Annotated in this window: 14 protein-coding genes and 1 riboswitch; of the genes, 9 read left to right on the forward strand and 5 right to left on the reverse strand. The window is 70.5% G+C overall.

Features of this window, described 5'->3' with window-relative positions:
* Window positions 1-13 precede the first annotated feature (13 nt).
* Window positions 14-1,288, reverse strand: a complete 1,275-nt coding sequence (glyA, locus tag BKA02_RS02330) for a serine hydroxymethyltransferase (protein ID WP_179430919.1) — start codon at window positions 1,286-1,288, stop codon at window positions 14-16.
* Between the two features lie 41 nt (window positions 1,289-1,329).
* Window positions 1,330-1,412: riboswitch (ZMP/ZTP riboswitch) on the reverse strand.
* A gap of 64 nt (window positions 1,413-1,476) precedes the next feature.
* Between glyA and BKA02_RS02335 the strand changes: the two genes are divergently transcribed.
* The 6 genes from BKA02_RS02335 to BKA02_RS02360 all read left to right on the forward strand — a co-directional run bounded on the left by BKA02_RS02335 (window position 1,477) and on the right by BKA02_RS02360 (window position 8,820).
* Window positions 1,477-2,982, forward strand: coding sequence for a beta-N-acetylhexosaminidase (locus BKA02_RS02335; protein WP_179430921.1), 1,506 nt, complete (start codon window positions 1,477-1,479; stop codon window positions 2,980-2,982).
* Window positions 2,979-4,151 (forward strand): N-acetylglucosamine-6-phosphate deacetylase, encoded by a 1,173-nt coding sequence (nagA, locus tag BKA02_RS02340; protein ID WP_179430923.1) that lies wholly within the window; start codon window positions 2,979-2,981, stop codon window positions 4,149-4,151. The genes BKA02_RS02335 and nagA overlap by 4 nt, the downstream gene beginning before the upstream one ends.
* 285 nt (window positions 4,152-4,436) lie before the next feature.
* Window positions 4,437-6,629, forward strand: a complete 2,193-nt coding sequence (locus tag BKA02_RS02345) for a sigma-70 family RNA polymerase sigma factor (RefSeq protein ID WP_179430925.1) — start codon at window positions 4,437-4,439, stop codon at window positions 6,627-6,629.
* Between the two features lie 10 nt (window positions 6,630-6,639).
* On the forward strand, window positions 6,640-7,011 hold the full coding sequence (locus BKA02_RS02350) for a YrdB family protein (protein ID WP_179430927.1): 372 nt from the start codon (window positions 6,640-6,642) through the stop codon (window positions 7,009-7,011).
* 5 nt (window positions 7,012-7,016) lie between these two features.
* The gene (locus tag BKA02_RS02355) at window positions 7,017-8,417 is read left to right on the forward strand and encodes an FAD-linked oxidase C-terminal domain-containing protein (protein WP_179430929.1); all 1,401 of its coding nucleotides are present in this window, start codon (window positions 7,017-7,019) and stop codon (window positions 8,415-8,417) included.
* Window positions 8,410-8,820, forward strand: coding sequence for an NUDIX hydrolase (locus BKA02_RS02360; protein WP_179430931.1), 411 nt, complete (start codon window positions 8,410-8,412; stop codon window positions 8,818-8,820). Before BKA02_RS02355 ends, BKA02_RS02360 begins: the two co-directional genes overlap by 8 nt.
* Here BKA02_RS02360 and nagB read toward each other — a convergent pair.
* From nagB to BKA02_RS02375, 3 genes are read right to left on the reverse strand one after another with little or no spacing between them, the layout of a single operon-like run.
* Entirely contained in the window at window positions 8,817-9,596 is a 780-nt protein-coding gene (gene nagB, locus BKA02_RS02365) for a glucosamine-6-phosphate deaminase (RefSeq protein ID WP_179430933.1), read from the reverse strand. The two genes, BKA02_RS02360 and nagB, sit on opposite strands and share 4 nt — an antisense overlap.
* On the reverse strand, window positions 9,589-10,629 hold the full coding sequence (locus tag BKA02_RS02370) for an ROK family protein (RefSeq protein ID WP_218844415.1): 1,041 nt from the start codon (window positions 10,627-10,629) through the stop codon (window positions 9,589-9,591). Before BKA02_RS02370 ends, nagB begins: the two co-directional genes overlap by 8 nt.
* Window positions 10,629-11,834, reverse strand: coding sequence for an ROK family transcriptional regulator (locus tag BKA02_RS02375; protein ID WP_179430935.1), 1,206 nt, complete (start codon window positions 11,832-11,834; stop codon window positions 10,629-10,631). Before BKA02_RS02375 ends, BKA02_RS02370 begins: the two co-directional genes overlap by 1 nt.
* A 212-nt stretch (window positions 11,835-12,046) precedes the next feature.
* Here BKA02_RS02375 and BKA02_RS02380 point away from each other — a divergent pair, with 212 nt between their 5' ends.
* Window positions 12,047-12,550 (forward strand): hypothetical protein, encoded by a 504-nt coding sequence (locus BKA02_RS02380; RefSeq protein ID WP_179430937.1) that lies wholly within the window; start codon window positions 12,047-12,049, stop codon window positions 12,548-12,550.
* Window positions 12,551-12,698: 148 nt separating this feature from the next.
* A complete protein-coding gene (locus tag BKA02_RS02385) occupies window positions 12,699-14,483 on the forward strand; it encodes a L,D-transpeptidase family protein (RefSeq protein WP_179430939.1) in 1,785 nt (594 codons plus the stop codon).
* 78 nt (window positions 14,484-14,561) lie between these two features.
* Here BKA02_RS02385 and BKA02_RS02390 read toward each other — a convergent pair whose 3' ends face one another.
* Window positions 14,562-16,781: an NADP-dependent isocitrate dehydrogenase gene (locus BKA02_RS02390; protein WP_179430941.1), complete on the reverse strand. Its 2,220-nt coding sequence runs from the start codon at window positions 16,779-16,781 to the stop codon at window positions 14,562-14,564.
* A gap of 128 nt (window positions 16,782-16,909) precedes the next feature.
* Here BKA02_RS02390 and BKA02_RS02395 point away from each other — a divergent pair, with 128 nt between their 5' ends.
* Window positions 16,910-17,368: a GNAT family N-acetyltransferase gene (locus tag BKA02_RS02395; protein ID WP_179430944.1), complete on the forward strand. Its 459-nt coding sequence runs from the start codon at window positions 16,910-16,912 to the stop codon at window positions 17,366-17,368.
* Window positions 17,369-17,443 lie beyond the last annotated feature (75 nt).

Genomic DNA, 17,443 nt, shown 5'->3' on the forward strand with positions numbered 1-17,443 from the left:
CGAATAGCAGAAGTCACTGCTGCAGATCGGGGTAGAGGGGGAACGCCGTGGCGAGCGCCTCGACCCGGGTGCGCAGCGCCTCCACATCCGCGCCCGGCTGGAGCGCCAGAGCGATGATGTCTGCGACCTCGGTGAACTCCGCGTCCCCGAATCCGCGGGTCGCGAGCGCCGGGGTGCCGATGCGCAGACCCGAGGTGACCATCGGCGGGCGAGGGTCGTTCGGCACCGCGTTGCGGTTTACCGTGATGTGGATCTCGTGCAGCAGGTCTTCGGCCTGCTTGCCGTCGATCTCGGCATCGCGCAGATCGACGAGCACGAGGTGCACGTCGGTGCCGCCCGAGCGCACGGCGATGCCGGCATCGGCCACGTCCTGCTGCGAGAGGCGATCGGCGATGATCGCCGCGCCCCGCACCACACGTTCCTGGCGCTCTTTGAACTCCGGGGTGCCGGCGAGCTTGAACGCCGTCGCCTTCGCCGCGATCACGTGCATGAGCGGGCCGCCCTGCTGACCGGGGAAGACGGCGGTGTTGATCTTCTTGGCCAGGTCGGCGTCGTTGGTGAGGATGAAGCCCGAGCGCGGGCCGCCGATCGTCTTGTGCACGGTCGAGGAGACCACGTGCGCGTGCGGGACGGGGCTGGGGTGCAGGCCGGCGGCGACGAGACCGGCGAAATGCGCCATGTCGACCCACAGGTAGGCGCCCACCTCGTCGGCGATCGCACGGAAGGCGGCGAAGTCGAGCGTGCGGGGGTAGGCCGACCATCCGGCGATGATCACCTTCGGCTTGTGCTCCAGTGCCAGACGGCGCACCTCGTCCATGTCGATGGTCGAGGTCTTGGGGTCGACCCCGTAGGCGACGATGTCGTACAGCCGCCCCGAGAAGTTGATCTTCATCCCGTGGGTGAGGTGGCCGCCCTGATCCAGCGAGAGGCCCAGCAGGGTGTCGCCCGGGCGGGCGATGGCATGCAGCACGGCAGCGTTGGCCGTGGCACCGGAGTGCGGCTGCACGTTGGCGAACTCGGCGCCGAACAGCGACTTGGCGCGCTCGATCGCGAGCTCTTCGGCGACGTCGACCTCTTCGCAGCCGCCGTAGTAGCGGCGACCGGGGTAGCCCTCGGCGTATTTGTTCGTGAGCACCGAGCCCTGCGACTGCAGCACCGAGACGGGCACGAAGTTCTCCGAGGCGATCATCTCGAGGAACGTGCGCTGGCGGTTCAGCTCGCGCTCGAGCACCTCGGCGATCTCGGGATCGACCTCGGACAGCGGGGCGTTGAAGTACGGATCGGTCATGGCGTCCTCCTCAGACGGATTCGAAAAAGGATGTGTTGTTCCTCATCGGCCCAGGCGCGCGGTCGAATCCGTGATGGTCGCTCCCCGGTGGTGACCCACCCAGACGCCAGTCGCGACGCCTCCGAGCATACCCGAGCGATGGCCTCTGACGGATGCGTGTTCCGACGGGTGCGCGATAGGTTTTGTTCATGGTCTTTCCTGATCCGCTGCCGCTCGTCCCGTTCCCCGTGTCGGTGCAGCGTCTCGACGGCACGCTGCCCCTCCCGGCCACCGCACGGATCGCGGGCGACGACGCCCTGACGGCGCTGCTGCGCGACGACCTCGCCGCACGGACCGGACTCGTGCTCGGGACCGCCGGGACGGCATCCGCCGGCGACATCGAGGTGCACATCGATTCCGCCGTCTCACACGACGAGGGCTACGCCCTGACGGTGACCGACCGCATCCGCATCGTGGGGCACGACGCGGCCGGGGCCTACTTCGGCACGCGCACACTGCTGCAGCTCGTGCAGGCCGACGGCGACGCGTGGTCGGTTCCGCGCCTCGAGATCGAGGATGCGCCGCGCTTCGCGTACCGCGGCGTCATGCTCGACGTCGCCCGACACTTCTTCGACGTCGACGCCGTGAAGAGATGGATCGACCGCGCATCCGACCTCAAGGCCAACACGCTGCATCTGCACCTCACCGACGACCAGGGCTGGCGGCTGCACATCGACGCCTGGCCGCTGCTGACCGAGCGCGGCGCGGCGACCTCGGCGCTCGGCGACCCGGGCGGTTTCTACACGAAAGACGATATCCGCGAGATCGTGACGCACGCCGCACGCCGGCACATGATCGTCGTGCCCGAGATCGATCTGCCCGGGCACACCCACGCCATCGGCCTCGCCTATCCCGAGCTCGTCGAGCCGCCGGTCATGAACGACGCGCTCCGGGCGGATGCGGAACGCCTCGGCCAGCCGCTGCCCGTCGCCGGAGAGCCCTACCTCGGCTGGGGCGTCGGGCACTCTTCGGTGCGGATCGGCGACGAGCGCGTGTACGAGTTCGTCGCCGATGTGCTCGACGAGACGGCGGCGCTGTTCCCCGGCCCCTACCTGCACATCGGCGGCGACGAGTGCCTGGGCACCGATCCGGCCGACTTCGCCGCGTTCATCGCACGGGCCACGAGGATCGCGGCGGACACGGGCAAGACGCCGGTCGCCTGGCACGAGGCGGGTGCCGTCGCCGACGTCGCGCCGGGCACCGTCGGCCAGTACTGGGGCGCTCTCGATCCGAGCGAAGCGCACGCCGCCGACGCCGCGCACTTCGTCGCCCGCGAGGGGGCCCTCATCCTCTCCCCCTCTGACGCCGCGTATCTCGATATGAAGCCGTCGGCGGACTTCCCTCTCGGCCTGACATGGGCGGGGGTCGTCGACCTGCACCGCGCGTACGGGTGGGACCCCGCGACTGTCGTCGACGGCATCGACGACAGCGCGATCCTCGGAGTGGAGGCGCCGCTGTGGACCGAGACGGTGCGCACGCCGGAGGATGCGGACCGCCTCGCCTTCCCCCGAGCCGCCGCGATCGCGGAGATCGCCTGGTCCTCCCCCGACGGCCCGGAGCGCGAGTGGGCCTCGTTCCGCGATCGCGTCGCGAGGCTGGCACCGGCGTGGAAGACTGCCGGAATCCGCTTCACCCCGATCGAGGAGATCGCATGACCGACCGCACGACCGACTCCACCACGGACGGGTCGCTGATCGTCCACTCGGCCCGGGTCGTGTCCGGCGGAGAGGTCGCCGACGACGCCTGGGTCCGCTTCGAGCGCGGCGAGGTCGTCGCCCGCGGCGACGGAGACGGATGGCAACCCGCCGACCGGGTCGTCGATGCGCGCGAGGCGGCGGGGCCGGGTGCCGTGCTCATGCCCGGCTTCATCGACATCCACGGCCACGGCGGCGCGGGGGCCGCCTACGACGACGGCGTCGACGCCATCCGTACGGCCCGCGCCGTGCATCGCGCGCACGGGACGACGCGCGCCGTGGTCTCGCTCGTGACGGGCACACTCGACGGCATGGCTGCGGCGGTGAGCGCGATCGCCGCTCTCACGGCATCCGACGTCGACATCCTGGGCTCGCACCTCGAGGGGCCGTTCCTCGACCCGGGTCACAAGGGCGCGCACGACCCCGCGCTGCTGCGCGCCCCCGCCCCGGCGGACGTGCAGCGGCTTCTGGATGCCGGCCGCGGCACGGTGCGCCAGGTGACCCTCGCCCCCGAGCTGCCGGGGGGTCTGGATGCCGTGCGCCAGGTCGTCGCCGCGGGCGCGGCCGCCGCCGTGGGTCACACCGATGCCGATGACGATGTGATGCGCGCGGCCTTCGATGCCGGAGCTACCATCCTCACGCACGCCTTCAACGCGATGCGCCCCATCCATCATCGCGATCCCGGCCCCGTGCTCACGGCCGCCGCTGACCGCCGCGTCGTGCTCGAGGCGATCGCCGACGACATCCACCTGCATCCCTCGGTGCTCAAACTGGTGTTCGACGAAGCGCCGGGTCGCGTCGCCCTCGTGACCGACGCCATGGCCGCGGCCGGCGCTGCCGACGGCGACTACCTGCTCGGCGCGCTGGAGGTCGCGGTGCGCGACGGCGTGGCCCGTCTGGAGAACGGGGCGATCGCCGGCTCTACGCTCACCCAGGAGGTGGCGCTGCGGCGCGCGTACGCCGCCGGGGTTCCCCTGGCTGCTGCCGTCGAAGCGCTCACCGCGACGCCCGCGCGAGCGATCGGGCTCGGAGGTCGCCTCGGCGCGCTCGAGGCTGGATTCGCGGGCGATGCCGTCCTCGCAGATGCGCACCTGCGGGTGACGCGTGTGTGGACGGGCACGGCGGTATGAACGGCGCAGGACGCGAGCCGGAGCAGAGCCTGAGCCGGAGAAGGGCCGCCGTTCCCCATCCGGCGGCCCGTCCTACGGCCGGAGACACGGGCCGGAAACTCCTCCCCCGAGGCTTCCGATCGCACGGTCTCTCAAGAGAGAGACGACCCCGCACCCGTTTCATTACGCGAAGCGCGCAGCCTTTTTCTTCACGAGCTTTTCTCTGCACAGATCCGGTCGTTCCTCTGGCCCTTCTCAGCAACAAGGGGAAGAATAGGAAGTCCGCGTGATACGAGACACCGAAGCATGACCGACGAACATCAGACCCCCGCCGCAGAGACCGCCGACGCCGAGTCCCCGCGCAGCGACGCAGACCTCGTCCATCGATCCCGTTCCGGCGACGCCGACGCGTACGCCGAGCTCTGGCGACGCCACTACGGTTCGGGCATCGCCGTCGCCCGCTCGCTCACCAGCGCCTTCGATGCCGACGACCTCGTGCAGGAATCGTTCGCGCGCATCTTCCAGGCGATCCGAAAGGGATCCGGGCCCACAGCGGCATTCCGCGCCTACCTGTACACGACCATCCGGCACACCGCTGCCGAGTGGGGCCGGGCCCGACGAGAGTCGACGCTCGATGAGCTCGACTCCGTCGCAGACCCGCGCACGACCGACGCCGCCACCGAGGAGGCACTCGATCAGGGGCTCAGCGCGCAGGCGTTCCGCAGCCTTCCCACCCGCTGGCAGGAGGTGCTCTGGTACTCGGAGATCGAGCGGATGAAGCCCGCCGCGATCGCCCCGCTGCTCGGGATGTCGGCCGGCGCGACCTCTCAGCTCGCGTTCCGCGCCAGGGAGGGACTGCGCGAGGCATGGATCCAGGCGCACCTCCGGTCGGCCGAGACCGGTTCCGACTGCGAATGGACGATCGAGCGCCTGGGCGCCTACTCACGCGGAAACCTCGGCGCGCGCGACCGCGGCAAGGTCGATGCGCACCTCGAGGGCTGCGCGCACTGCATCATCGTCGCCGCGGAGGCCGAAGACGTCTCGCGCCGACTCGCCCTCGTGCTGGTTCCGCTGGTGCTGGGAGTCGGCGCATCGGGCGCCTCTCTCGCCGCGCTGCAGGGCGCCGGAGCACCCGTGGCCATCGCCGCCATGCCCTCGAGCGTCATCGGCGGCGCGAGCTCGGCAGCGGTGAGCACCGCCGGATCGGGCTCCGCAGCAGGCTCGGGAGCAGCATCCGGCTCGGGATCCGCCTCCGGTGGGGGGATCGTCTCCGGGCTCGGAGCCCTCGTCGGCGTCGGATCCGCCGCGCTCATCGTTGCCGGCGCGGTCGTCGCATCCGCGGTCGTGCCGGCTCTGGTCGCCGGGCCCCCGTCGACCTCCGCCCCCTCGGCGAGCGAGCTGGGTGCACCGGGCATCGTCGCGCAGGTCACCACGCCCGTCATCGACACCGAGCCCGAACCCGTGGTCGCCCCGACCGCGCCCGCGCAACCGGATGCCCGTCGCGAGAAGAAGGAGACCGCCGACCGGCTGGCCGGCCGGCAGCCCGCCGTCTCCGTGCCGTCGCCCCCTCCCGGCCTTCCTCCCATCGCGGATCCCGATCCCGACCCCGCTCCCGACGAGCCCGAGGACCCGGCGGATCCGGAAGACCCTGCGGACCCGGACAACCCCGACAATCCTGGCGACCCGGACAACCCCGACAATCCTGGCGACCCGGACGAACCCGGCGAGGACCCTGACCAGGGCGACCCGGATCCGAGCGATCCCGACCCGGGGGACTCCGATCCAGGGGACTCCGATCCGCAGCCGGTCGGCCCGAACGATCCTGATCCAGGTCTGCCCGCGGGAACGCCGTCCTACGGCACCGCCGATGTGCAGTGTGTCGCCGAGAACGGCGACCTGCCCTGGACCGCGCACTATTTCGTCCCCGTCGACGGTGTGCCCGGCGCCACCGTGCAGCCGTTCCTCGACGGCAGCGCGGCCGGGACGACGGCGGCCACGCTCGATGACGACGGCCACGGCGTGGTCGACCTGCGCCCGACGGTCCCGCAGCTTTGGTTCGACGCCACCGTGACCTTCCGCTATGCCTACGATGGCGAGTTCGGCGACGCCATCAGCGTGCGACTGTCTGAGTTGGGCTCGTTGATCGACTGCCTGCCGCTGGATGTCGCATCCGCCACGGCGCCCGCGCCCGTTGTCGATGAGGTCGCCGTCCCGGCCACCGTGTCCGTCCCGGAGCACGGCCCCGATGTCGGTTCCGACCCGGCTCCCATCGCCGATCCGGCTCCCGTCACAGACCCCGAAGCCATCGCCGACCCCGTGCCCACCAACCCTGCGAAACCCGGCGACAGCCCCTCCGTGAGCACCGACCCCGCGCCCGCCGCACCCGAGACGGCTGCCGACCCGGCTCCGGTCGCAGCGCCGATCGCCCGCCTTGTCACGGTTCCAGCCCCTGCGGCGATCGTCGCCGACGACGCGAGCACGCAAGGCGGGGGCGAATAGACTGGAGGCCATGTCCTCGACGCCGCAGAGCCCGCCCGCGGGAGTCGGCCCCCGCGCCACCGCGCTCGACATCGTCCGCGTCATCGTCCTTCTGGTGGCTCTCGCCTCGCTCGCGATCTGGGGCCTGGCCGCCTGGCCGATGCCGTGGAGCATCGTGGCGGCCGTCGCCGCGCCGTTGCTCGTGCTGCTCGTGTGGGCGCTGTTCCTCTCGCCTCGCCCCGTACTCGCCGTGCACCCGTTCGTGCGGGCGGCCGTGGAGCTCGTCGTCTACGCCGCGGTGACGATCGCGTGGTGGTCGCTCGGGCAGACGTGGATCGGACTCGGATTCGGCGTCGTCGCCGTCGCGACCGGCGTCATGGCCGGGCGCCGTGCGCTGAGCTGATCGCCGTGGACGTCGTCGCGCAGCTGCAGGCCGCACTGGGCGCGCGCGTCGACGTCTCCCCCGCCGCGCTGCGCGGGGCACGCGCGGACCGCTCGGGACACTCCTCCTCCGGTGACCCGCTTGCCGTCGTGCACGCCGAGAGCGTCGCCGATGTGCAGCAGACGTTGCGGATCGCACACACGACCTCGACCCCGGTCGTCACGCGCGGTGCAGGCACCGGCCTCGCCGGCGCCGCGAACGCCGGGCCCGGCCAGATCGCCCTCTCGATGCGACGGATGGACCGCATCCTCGAGGTGCGACCCGACGACCTCCTCGCTGTCGTCGAACCGGGCATCCTCAACGCCGATCTCGGCCGCGACCTCGCCGAGCAGGGCCTGTGGTGGCCACCCGATCCCGCCAGCCGGGAGATCTCCACCGTCGGCGGCAATATCGCCACCGGCGCGGGCGGACTGCTGTGCGCCAAGTACGGGGTGGTGCGCGACGCCGTGCTGGCCTTGGACGTCGTGCTCGCCGACGGTCGCCTGCTGCACCTCGGCCATCGCAGCGTCAAGGGAGTGACGGGGCTCGACCTCACGGCGCTGATGATCGGCTCCGAAGGTGTGCTCGGCGTCATCGTGGGCGCCACCCTCAAGGTGCGAAGGATCACTCCCGGATCGCCCTGCAGCGTCGTCGCGGTCTTCGACGGGGTGCGCTCGGCCGCCGCCGCGTCGGCGACCGTCACCGCGAGCGGCGTGCAGCCGGCGATCATGGAGCTCATGGATGCGGCGAGCCTCGCCGCCGTGCACAGCCTCCTCGGGCTGACAGAGCCCGCGCCGGGAGCTGCGCAGCTGACCATCCAGACCGACGGGCCCGCTGCGGCCGATGAGGCCGACCGGATCGCCGAGATGCTGCGCGGTGCCGGCGGCGCGGTCACGGTGTCACACGATCCCGACGAGGGCGAGAAGCTGCTGGCCATCCGCCGTTCCATGCATCCCGCGATGGCGGCGCGAGGCATGACCCTCATCGAAGACGTCTCGGTGCCGCGCAGCGCCCTGGCCGCGATGTTCGATGAGATCGCGCGCATCGAGCGGGTCCACGGTCTGACGATCCCCACGGTCGCGCACGCGGGAGACGGAAACCTGCATCCGAACTTCGTCTTCGACGGGCCGGATGTGCCCGACGTCGTGTGGCGAGCGGCCGACGACCTGTTCCGTGCGGCGATCCGCCTGGGCGGCACGCTCACCGGCGAGCACGGCATCGGCACGCTCAAGGCGCGCTGGCTCGCCGACGAGCTGGGCGATGATCAGTGGCGGCTCCAGCAGGACATCGTGCGCGTGTTCGATCCGGCCGGCATCCTCAACCCCGGCGTCGTCTTCGCCCACACCGATGCTGCGGGGCACACCGACCAGAAGGATCCCGATGCCTGACATCCACGTGAGCGCCGCCGTGATCACGGACGCCGCCGGGCGCGCCCTGGTCGTGCGCAAGCGCGGCACCGAGCGATTCATGCAACCCGGTGGCAAGCCCGAGCCCGGCGAGACGGCGGCGCAGACGCTCGCCCGCGAGCTGGAGGAGGAGCTGGGCCTCGTCGTCGCGCCCGGGGCGCTGCGGCCGCTGGGCGTGTTCATCTCGGCCGCGGCGAACGAGCCGGGTCATCGTGTGGTCGCCACGGCGTTCGCGATGACGGCTGAAGACGCCGATGTGCGGGTACAGGCAGAGCTCGAGGAACTGCGCTGGATCCGCCCCGACGAGACGACCTCGCTCCCCCTCGCCCCGCTGAGCACAGAGCACCTGCTCCCGCTCGCCTGGCCGGGCGGAATGCGCGGCTAGATGCCCTGCCAGGCCGGCTTGTTGTCGAACGTGTACCGGTAGTAGTCGGCGAGCGCCAGGCGCGAAGCGGCCGCCTCGTCGATGATGACGGTGGCGTGCGGGTGCAGCTGGATGGCGGATCCGGGCAGCATGGCGCTGACCGGCCCCTCCACGGCACCGGCGACGGCCTGCGCCTTGCCCTCGCCGAAGGCCAGCAGCACGAGGTGGCGCGCTTCGAGGATCGTGCCGAGGCCCTGGGTGATGCAGTGCATGGGCACGTCGGCGATATCGTCGAAGAAGCGCGCGTTGTCCTCACGGGTCTGCGCCGTGAGCGTCTTCACGCGCGTGCGCGAGGCGAACGACGAGCCGGGCTCGTTGAATCCGATGTGGCCGTCGGTGCCGATGCCGAGGATCTGCAGGTCCACGCCGCCGACCGCCGCGATGGCCGCGTCGTAGTCGGGGCCCGCGTGTTCGATGCCTTCCAGCGACCCGTTCGGCACCTGGATGCGGCGAGGATCGAGGCCCAGCGGCTCGACGACCTCGCGGGTGATCACCGACCGGTAGCTCTCCGGATGCGCAGGGTCGATCCCGACGTACTCGTCGAGCGCGAAGCCGCGCACCTGCGAGACGTCGACGCTCTCGAGCTTCGCGCGCAGCGCCGTGTAGACCGGCAGCGGCGTCGAGCCCGTCGCCAGTCCCAGCACGGCGTCGGCGCGCCCGCGGATCACCTCGACGATGGCGTCAGCGACGAGCGCTCCCGCGTCGTCGGCAGTGGGGACGATGACGACCTCAGCCATGGATTCCTGCTCTCTGCGTCGTGTTGTCGGTGCGCTTCGCCTCCGCCTGCGCGGCACGCTCGCGCGTGGCGGGGCCGTGCACGAGCGGATTGCGCGCCGCCGCGCCGATGAGCGCGGCGCCAAGTGCCGCAGCGGGCGAACCCAGCGGCAGAAGTTCGATTCTCTCATCGAGCCGCAGCGAGGCGAGGAACGCCGACCCGGAGCTCTCTTCGCGCAGTCGCACGACGACGTCGTCGAACAGTCGGCGGCCGAGCGCCGTGATGCCCCCGCCGATGATGACGGTCTCGACATCGGCGCCGAGCACGATGATGCGCACCGCCGCGGCCGTGCCGAAAGCGATCCCCTCGCGCAGCTCCCTGGCGTGCGCATCGCCTGCGTCGGCGGCGTCGTAGATGTCGCGGATGGGCAGCGAACCGGGCCGGTCCCAGGCCCTCGCGACCGCGCCGCCGCCGCAGAACGTCTCCACGCATCCGCGCTGACCGCATCCGCAGATCCGTCCATGCGGATCGACGCTGATGTGGCCCACTTCGCCGGCCGTACCGCGTGCGCCGCGCCACAGCTCGCCCTCGACGACGATTCCCGCCGCTACGCCCGTGCCGAGGTTCAGGTAGGCGAGCGAGCGCATGTCGCCGCGCAGGGCACCGGCGCCGAGAGCCGCCGCCTTCACGTCGTTCTCGACGGCGACGGGCACGCCGAGTCGGTGCCCCACGGCCCCGCCCAGGTCCAGCGACGACACCTCGAGGTTCACCGCGTGCAGCACCCGCCCGGTGCCGGGTTCCACGAGCCCCGGGATGCCGATGCCGACCGACTCGATCTCGCCGCGGTCGAGCTCGGCCTCGCGCCGCACCTCGTCGACGGCGGCGAGCACCGTCTCGACGACCTTGTCGTCTCCGCGTCCTGTGGGCGTGCGCACGCGCGCCCGCACCGAGCCGTCGGTGCCCAGCGCGACGGCCTCGGTCTTGGTGCCCCCGACGTCGAGACCGACGCGGATTCCCCGCCCCGCCGGAATCGCGAGCTCATCGATGTACACCATCACGACACCCCCAGCTGAGCGGAGAGCACCATGACCGCGGCGCCGCGCAGAACGATGTCGTCCTGACGGGTGAGTCTCACGTCGATGTCGCCGAACACGCCCTCGAGGGTGCGATCGCGCAGCACATCCCTGGTCGTGCCGATCAGGGTGCCGTCGAGAAGGTCAGCGGGGCCCGACAGCACGATCTCGGACAGATCCAGGGCGGCGACGATCGGAGCGACGGCGACGGCCAGGCGCTCGCCGGCGTCGCGCAGCACGACCTCGCGCGCAGCATCGGTATCCGCGGCCTCGACGCGTTCACGGAGAGAAGCGGCGTTGAGCCATGCCTCCAGGCATCCGTGACGGCCGCACACGCACAGCGGGCCGTCGCCCGCGCCGACGACGACGTGGCCGATCTCGCCGGCGGCGAATCTGCTCCCCACGAGCGGTTGGCTGCCGGAGATGAGTCCCGCACCTACACCGCGACCTACCTTGATGAAGAGGGTGTCGGATCGCGCGGCGCCGAAGGTGTACTCGGCGAGCACCGCGGCGTTCGCATCGTTGCGCACGGTCACCGGAAGATCCAGAGCCGCGGCGAGCTTGCGCTCCAGCGGGAACTCGCTCCAGCCCAGGTTGGGCGAGCTGAGCACCACGCCGTCGGGGCGCACGATGCCCGGGGCGCCGACGCCCACGCCCAGGATCGGCACGGTCGACAGCGCCGCGAGCTCGACCGCGAGAGCCTGCACGGCCTCATACGCGTCGTCGCCGCCGGCCGGACGCGGCACCTCTCGACGCTCGATCACCTCGCCGTCCAGGCTCATCAGGCCGCCCTCGAAGACGCCGGGCAAGGACAGATCGATGCCCACGATGCGATGGCCGGTGCGATCCATGTCGACGAGGATCGCGGGCTTGCCGGGCCCGCTGCTCTCGCGCACGCCTTTCTCCACCACGATGCCGTCGGCGATGAACTCGGCCACGAGATCGGAGATCGTCACGCGGGTCAGACCCGTCTGGCGCGAAAGGTCTGCGCGGCTCATCTCGCCCTCGTGATACAGCGTCTGCAGCACGAGCGAACGGTTATGGCCGCGGGCGTGCTCGGGAAGGACCTTGCCCTTGGTGCGAAGCCGACCGGAGGAGCCGAAGGAGTGCGGATCGGATGCCGGCCACGACGAGGCCCCCGCGGCGTGCACAGGCGGCGTGCGGGAGGAGTCAGCCGGGTCGGACATGTTTGTTAGTAGACCTTACGAACAAAATTCGCGCAACCCTTCTCGGGTCTGCGCGATACACGGTTACCGAAACGTTACCCGATAGGTCGCGGGCACGGCGAACCGCCACGACGGCCCTGGGTCGATTCGCCCTTTGCGACCGCCTGTGCTTGACTGTCAGGCTGTCCCATTCCGGGGCGGCGTTGAATCACACCGCCCAGGGGGGTACCACCATGAACCGTCGCATCATCGCACTCACCGTCACCACCGCCGCCGTCTTCGGCCTCGCCGCGTGCTCGAGCGCACCCGCCGCCGACACCGACGAGAAGAAGGGCACGGACACGTCGACCAGTAGCCCGTCGACCGGCAGCGACAGCGACGCGGCACCCGCGGACCAGAGCGTCAACGAGGCGTGCGAGGACGTGCAGAAGGCCATCGCCGACGCCGGCTCGCAGTTCCAGAGCCTCGACTTCGAGGCCGCCATGGCCGACCCGCAGGCCACGGTCGATCAGTTCAAGACCGCCGCCGACGGCATCGGACAGGCCGTCTCGGCCGCGGGCAATGACGAAGTCCGTGCCGCAGGAGAGGCTGTGCACTCGGGCTACGTCAAGCTCGCCGACATCCTGCAGAAGGCGCTCATCGAACAGGACACCTCTGTCATGGCCGATCTCAGCTCGGTGCAGACCGAGTTGACCGAGAGCGCGCAGAACTTCGCCGAGGTGTGCACCGCCGGCTGAGCGCACAAGACTGAGCGCCCTCGCGACCCGCCGGGTCCGGGGGCGCTCAGTCATCCCGCAGCGGAGTCCAGGCTTCCGTTGCCGTTCCGTTACACCGATCCCGTACCATGAATTCCAGGTTTCTTACAACCGATATCTGGGGGCAATCATGACCGATCTCGCGACCTCGCCCGAGGCGGCGACAGGCTCGACGCCCGTCGCCGACCGCGCCACGGGCGAAGAGCACGCGACGGACATGCCTGCCGAGCACGTCGAGGAGACCCTGGACGAAACCGCATCCGAGGCCCCCGCAGAGGCCGAACCCGCCGCGCAGTGGCCCGCGGAATCGTCGATCGAGAACGCCGAAGACGGCGCATCCGAGGCCGCCGAGACCGTGTCCGAGAACGAGTCCACTGACGCCGACGACGAAGAGGCCGCCACCACCCCGGAGGCCGCCACCACGAGCGTCATCGGCAGTGCGGACGAGGCCGAGGCCGCGGCGACCGCTCCGCACGGGGTCGGGAGCGATGCGGAGGCGGAGACCGACGCCTCGGGCGCGGACGACACCCCGACCGCGCAGTGGGCGCCCGTCGAGCCCGAGCGCAAGAAGCGGCACGTCGGTCGCTGGATCGCCGTGGGCGTCGGAGCCCTCGTGCTCGGCGCTGCCGCCGTGTCGACGATCCTCATCGCCCCCGGCGTCACCATCGCGGGGATCCCCGTCGGCGGGATGACCCCTGGTGCGGCCGCGGAGGCCGTGCAGCACCGGCTCGACGACTTCCAGGTGAACCTCAGCGGCCCCGACGGCGACGCCACCATCACCGGCGCCGACCTCGGCGCGAACACCGATGCCGAGGCCTTGGCGGACAAGGCGTTCGACGCGCACCCGATGTGGAACGTCACCACCTGGTTCCCCGGCAGCGACGAGGGCGAGATCTCGCTCGACGAGGCCCAGGCCAAGGACGCGCTGCGCACTGCCGCTCCCTCGGTGTACCTCGACCCGGTCGATGCCACGGTCTCCTTCGACGCAGCCAGCAGCGCCTACGTCGCCACCCCCGCCGAGCGCGGCACGGGCATCGATCAGAACACGCTCACCTCGACCATCGCCGATGCGCTCGCCGAGGGCAGGAGCACCGTCGACGTCACGGCCAAGGCCTCTCCCGTCGCACCGTCGATCTCCGATGCCACGGCCAAGAAGGCCATGGACGACCTCAACGGCGTCATCGCGACGGCCGGGTTCTACGTGGGCGCCGAGCGCACCGTGCCGATCGACGCGGCGACGCTCGCATCCTGGCTCACCGTCTACGACGAGGACGGCTCGATCGAGATCGATGCCGACAGCACCGCCATCCAGGCCTCGGTCGACGCCCTGCCCGGTCTGGTGAACCGGGCGCCGGTGAACGCCACCACCGTCGTGGACTCCGGAGGCAATGTTCTCTCCACGATCGCCGACGGCATCAACGGGCGCGAGCTCGGCGACGTGTCCGGCCTCGCCTCGACCTTCGCCCGCGCGCTCGAGAAGGGCGGTGCAGAGTCCGGCATCGCCGCGCTCCCCGTCACCGAGGTGCCCTTCGCCGTGACGCCCCTCGTGCGCACGATCGACGTCGACCTCGCCAACCAGACGGTGACCGCGATCGAGAACGGCGTCGCCATCGATTCATGGCTGGTCTCGTCCGGCCGCGGAGAGTTCGCGACGCAGACCGGCCACTTCACCGTGAACTGGAAGCTCAGCAGCCAGAACATGGGCAACCGCGACCTCACCCAGGCGCCGTTCTACTTCCAGCCCGACGTGCGCTGGGTGATGTACTTCAACGGCGACGAGGCCCTGCACGGCGTGTACTGGCACGACAACTGGGGCGTGCCGATGAGCCACGGCTGCGTGGGCATGCCCGAGTGGCGTGCCCAATGGCTGTACGACTGGTCGCCCGAGGGCGTCGAGGTCAACGTCCACTACTGATCTCGTAGACGATACGACATCGACCCGCCGGCTCCTCTTGGAAGCCGGCGGGTCGATGTCGTCGCAGCTGATGTCGTGTCAGGCCAGGGCGTCGATGACGGCGTTCAACGCGGCGCTCGGGCGCATGACGGCGGCGACCTTCTCGGCGTCGGTACGGTAGTAACCGCCGATGTCGGCCGCCGAGCCCTGCGCGGCGAGCAGCTCGTCGACGATCGTCGACTCCTTCGCCGCGAGCGCCTCGGCCACCGGCGCGAAGGCTGCGGCCAGCTCGGCGTCGTCGGTCTGCGCCGCCAGCTCCTGCGCCCAGTACAGGGCGAGGTAGAAGTGGCTGCCGCGGTTGTCGATCGTGCCCAGCTTGCGACCAGGCGAGCGGTCCTCCTCGAGGAAGGTGCCGGTCGCGGCATCGAGGGTGGTGGCGAGGATGCGCGCCCTCTCGTTGCCGGTGCGGTCGGCGTAGTGCTCGAACGACGCCGCCAGCGCGAAGAACTCGCCCAGCGAATCCCAGCGCAGATAGTTCTCCTCGACGAGCTGCTGCACGTGCTTGGGGGCGGAGCCGCCCGCGCCGGTCTCGAAGAGTCCGCCACCGGCGAGCAGCGGCACGATCGAGAGCATCTTGGCGCTCGTACCCACCTCGAGGATCGGGAAGAGGTCGGTGAGGTAGTCGCGCAGCACGTTGCCGGTCACCGAGATGGTGTCCAGGCCGTGGCGCATGCGGGCCAGCGTGTAGCGGGTGGCCTCTTCGGGGGCGAGGATCGAGAACTGCGCGCCGGTGGTGTCGAGCGTCGCCACGGCCTGATAGATCTTCGCGATGAGCTGAGCGTCGTGCGCCCGGTTCTGGTCGAGCCAGAACACCGCGGGCGACCCGGTGGCCTGCGCCCGCGAGATCGCCAGGCGCACCCAGTCCATGACGGGGATGTGCTTGGTCTGCGTCGCGCGCCAGATGTCCCCGGCGGCCACCTCGTGCTCGATGACGACGGTGCCTTCGCCGTCGACGACCTCGACCCGGCCCGCCGCGGCGATCTCGAAGGTCTTGTCGTGGCTGCCGTACTCCTCGGCCGCCTGCGCCATGAGGCCGACGTTGGGCACGGTGCCGATCGTGGCGGGGTTCAGCGGGCCATTGGCGATGACGTCGTCGATCACGGCCTGGTAGACCCCGGCGTAGGAGGAGTCGGGGATGACGGCGAGCGTGTCGTCCTCTCCCCCGTCGACGCCCCAGAGCTTGCCGCCGTTGCGCACGAGCGCGGGCATCGACGCATCCACGATGACGTCCGAGGGAACATGCAGGTTGGTGATGCCCTTGTCGGAGTTGACGTACGACAGACGCGGCCCCGCGGCGACGGCCCTCTCGAACTCGGCGATGATCTCGGCGCCGCCGTCGATCTTGGCAAGACCGGCGAGGATCGAGCCGAGGCCGTCGTTCGCACTGAGGCCGGCCTCGGACAGCTGATCGCCGAACCGGTCGAACACGTCGGCGAAGAACGCCGTGACGACGTGCCCGAAGATGATCGGGTCGGAGACCTTCATCATCGTGGCCTTGAGGTGCACGGAGTACAGCACGTCGTCGGTCTTGGCCGTCTCGAGCGTCTCGGCGAGGAAGGCGTCGAGCGCGGCGGCCGACAGGAACGTCGCGTCGACGATCTCGCGCGGCAGCACCTTCAGGTCGTCCTTGAGGATCGTGACCGTGCCGTCTTCAGCGGTGTGACGGATGGTGAGCACGTCGTCGTGCGCGGCGACCCAGCTCTTCTCGTTGTGCTTGAAATCGTCGTGGCCCATGGTCGCCACCCGGGTCTTCGAGCCCTCGGAGAACGGCTTGTTCATGTGCGGGTGCTTCTTGGCGTAGTTCTTCACCGCCAGCGGAGCGCGGCGGTCGCTGTTTCCCTCGCGCAGCACCGGGTTGACGGCCGATCCCTTGATGCGGTCGTAGCGCGCACGCACATCCTTCTCTTCGACCGAGCCGGGCTCGTCGGGGTAGTCCGGGATGTCGAAGCCCTTGTCCTGCAGCTCGGCGATCGCCGCCTTCAACTGGGGGATGGAGGCGGAGATGTTGGGGAGCTTGATGATGTTCGCCTCGGGAAGGGTGGCCAGGCCCCCGAGCTCGGCGAGCGCGTCGCCCACCTCCTGCTCAGCGGTGAGCCGCTGCGGGAAGGCGGCGAGGATGCGCCCTGCCAGCGAGATGTCGCGCGTGGCGATCTCCACTCCCGCCTGGTGCGCGAAGCCGCGCACGATGGGCAGCAGGGAGGCCGTAGCCAGCGCCGGCGCCTCGTCGGTATAGGTGTAGATGATGGCGTCGTCGGTCACCGGATCTTCTCCGTTCGCATGCGGATTTGTCTCGATACCAAGATACCTGAGGGAGTGCGCGAGCCAACTTCTGCACACGATCGGGCGCATCCGATAATTCGTGCGCCGCGAGGGGTTAGCCTGGGGGCATGACGGATCTGCGCCTGGTCGAACTCTCCGCAGCGACGATCGTCGCTGTCAACAACCTGTCCCTCAAGCCGGGGCAGGAGCAGTTCCTCGCCCCCGTCTCCTACGGGATCGCCGCCACGGTGATCAACCCGCAGACCTCATGGCAGCGCGTCGTGCTCGACGGCGACGAGGTCGTGGGATTCGTCAGCGCCAACTTCGACCCCGAGGCGCAGGAGGATCACTTCCGCTCCGTGCTGTGGCGCATCAACGTCGACGCCGACGACCAGGGTCGCGGCGTCGGCCGGTTCGCCGTCGAGAACCTCGTCGCCGAGGCCCGCCGCCGTGACTTCGATCACCTCAACGTGATCTACGAAGCGGGCGAGAACGGTCCCGAGGCGTTCTTCGAGCGCGTGGGCTTCTCGCCGGTCGGCGAGACCCAGTACGGCGAGGTCATCGCCGAGGTGCGCTTCACGAAGTAGTCCGGATCGCCGGATCACCCCACAGTCCGGCGGCGGGGCCTCGGATCCCCTCCCCCACCGAGGCTCCGTCGCCTT

This window comes from Microbacterium pseudoresistens, from assembly GCF_013409745.1.
Classification (GTDB): Bacteria; Actinomycetota; Actinomycetes; order Actinomycetales; family Microbacteriaceae; genus Microbacterium; species Microbacterium pseudoresistens.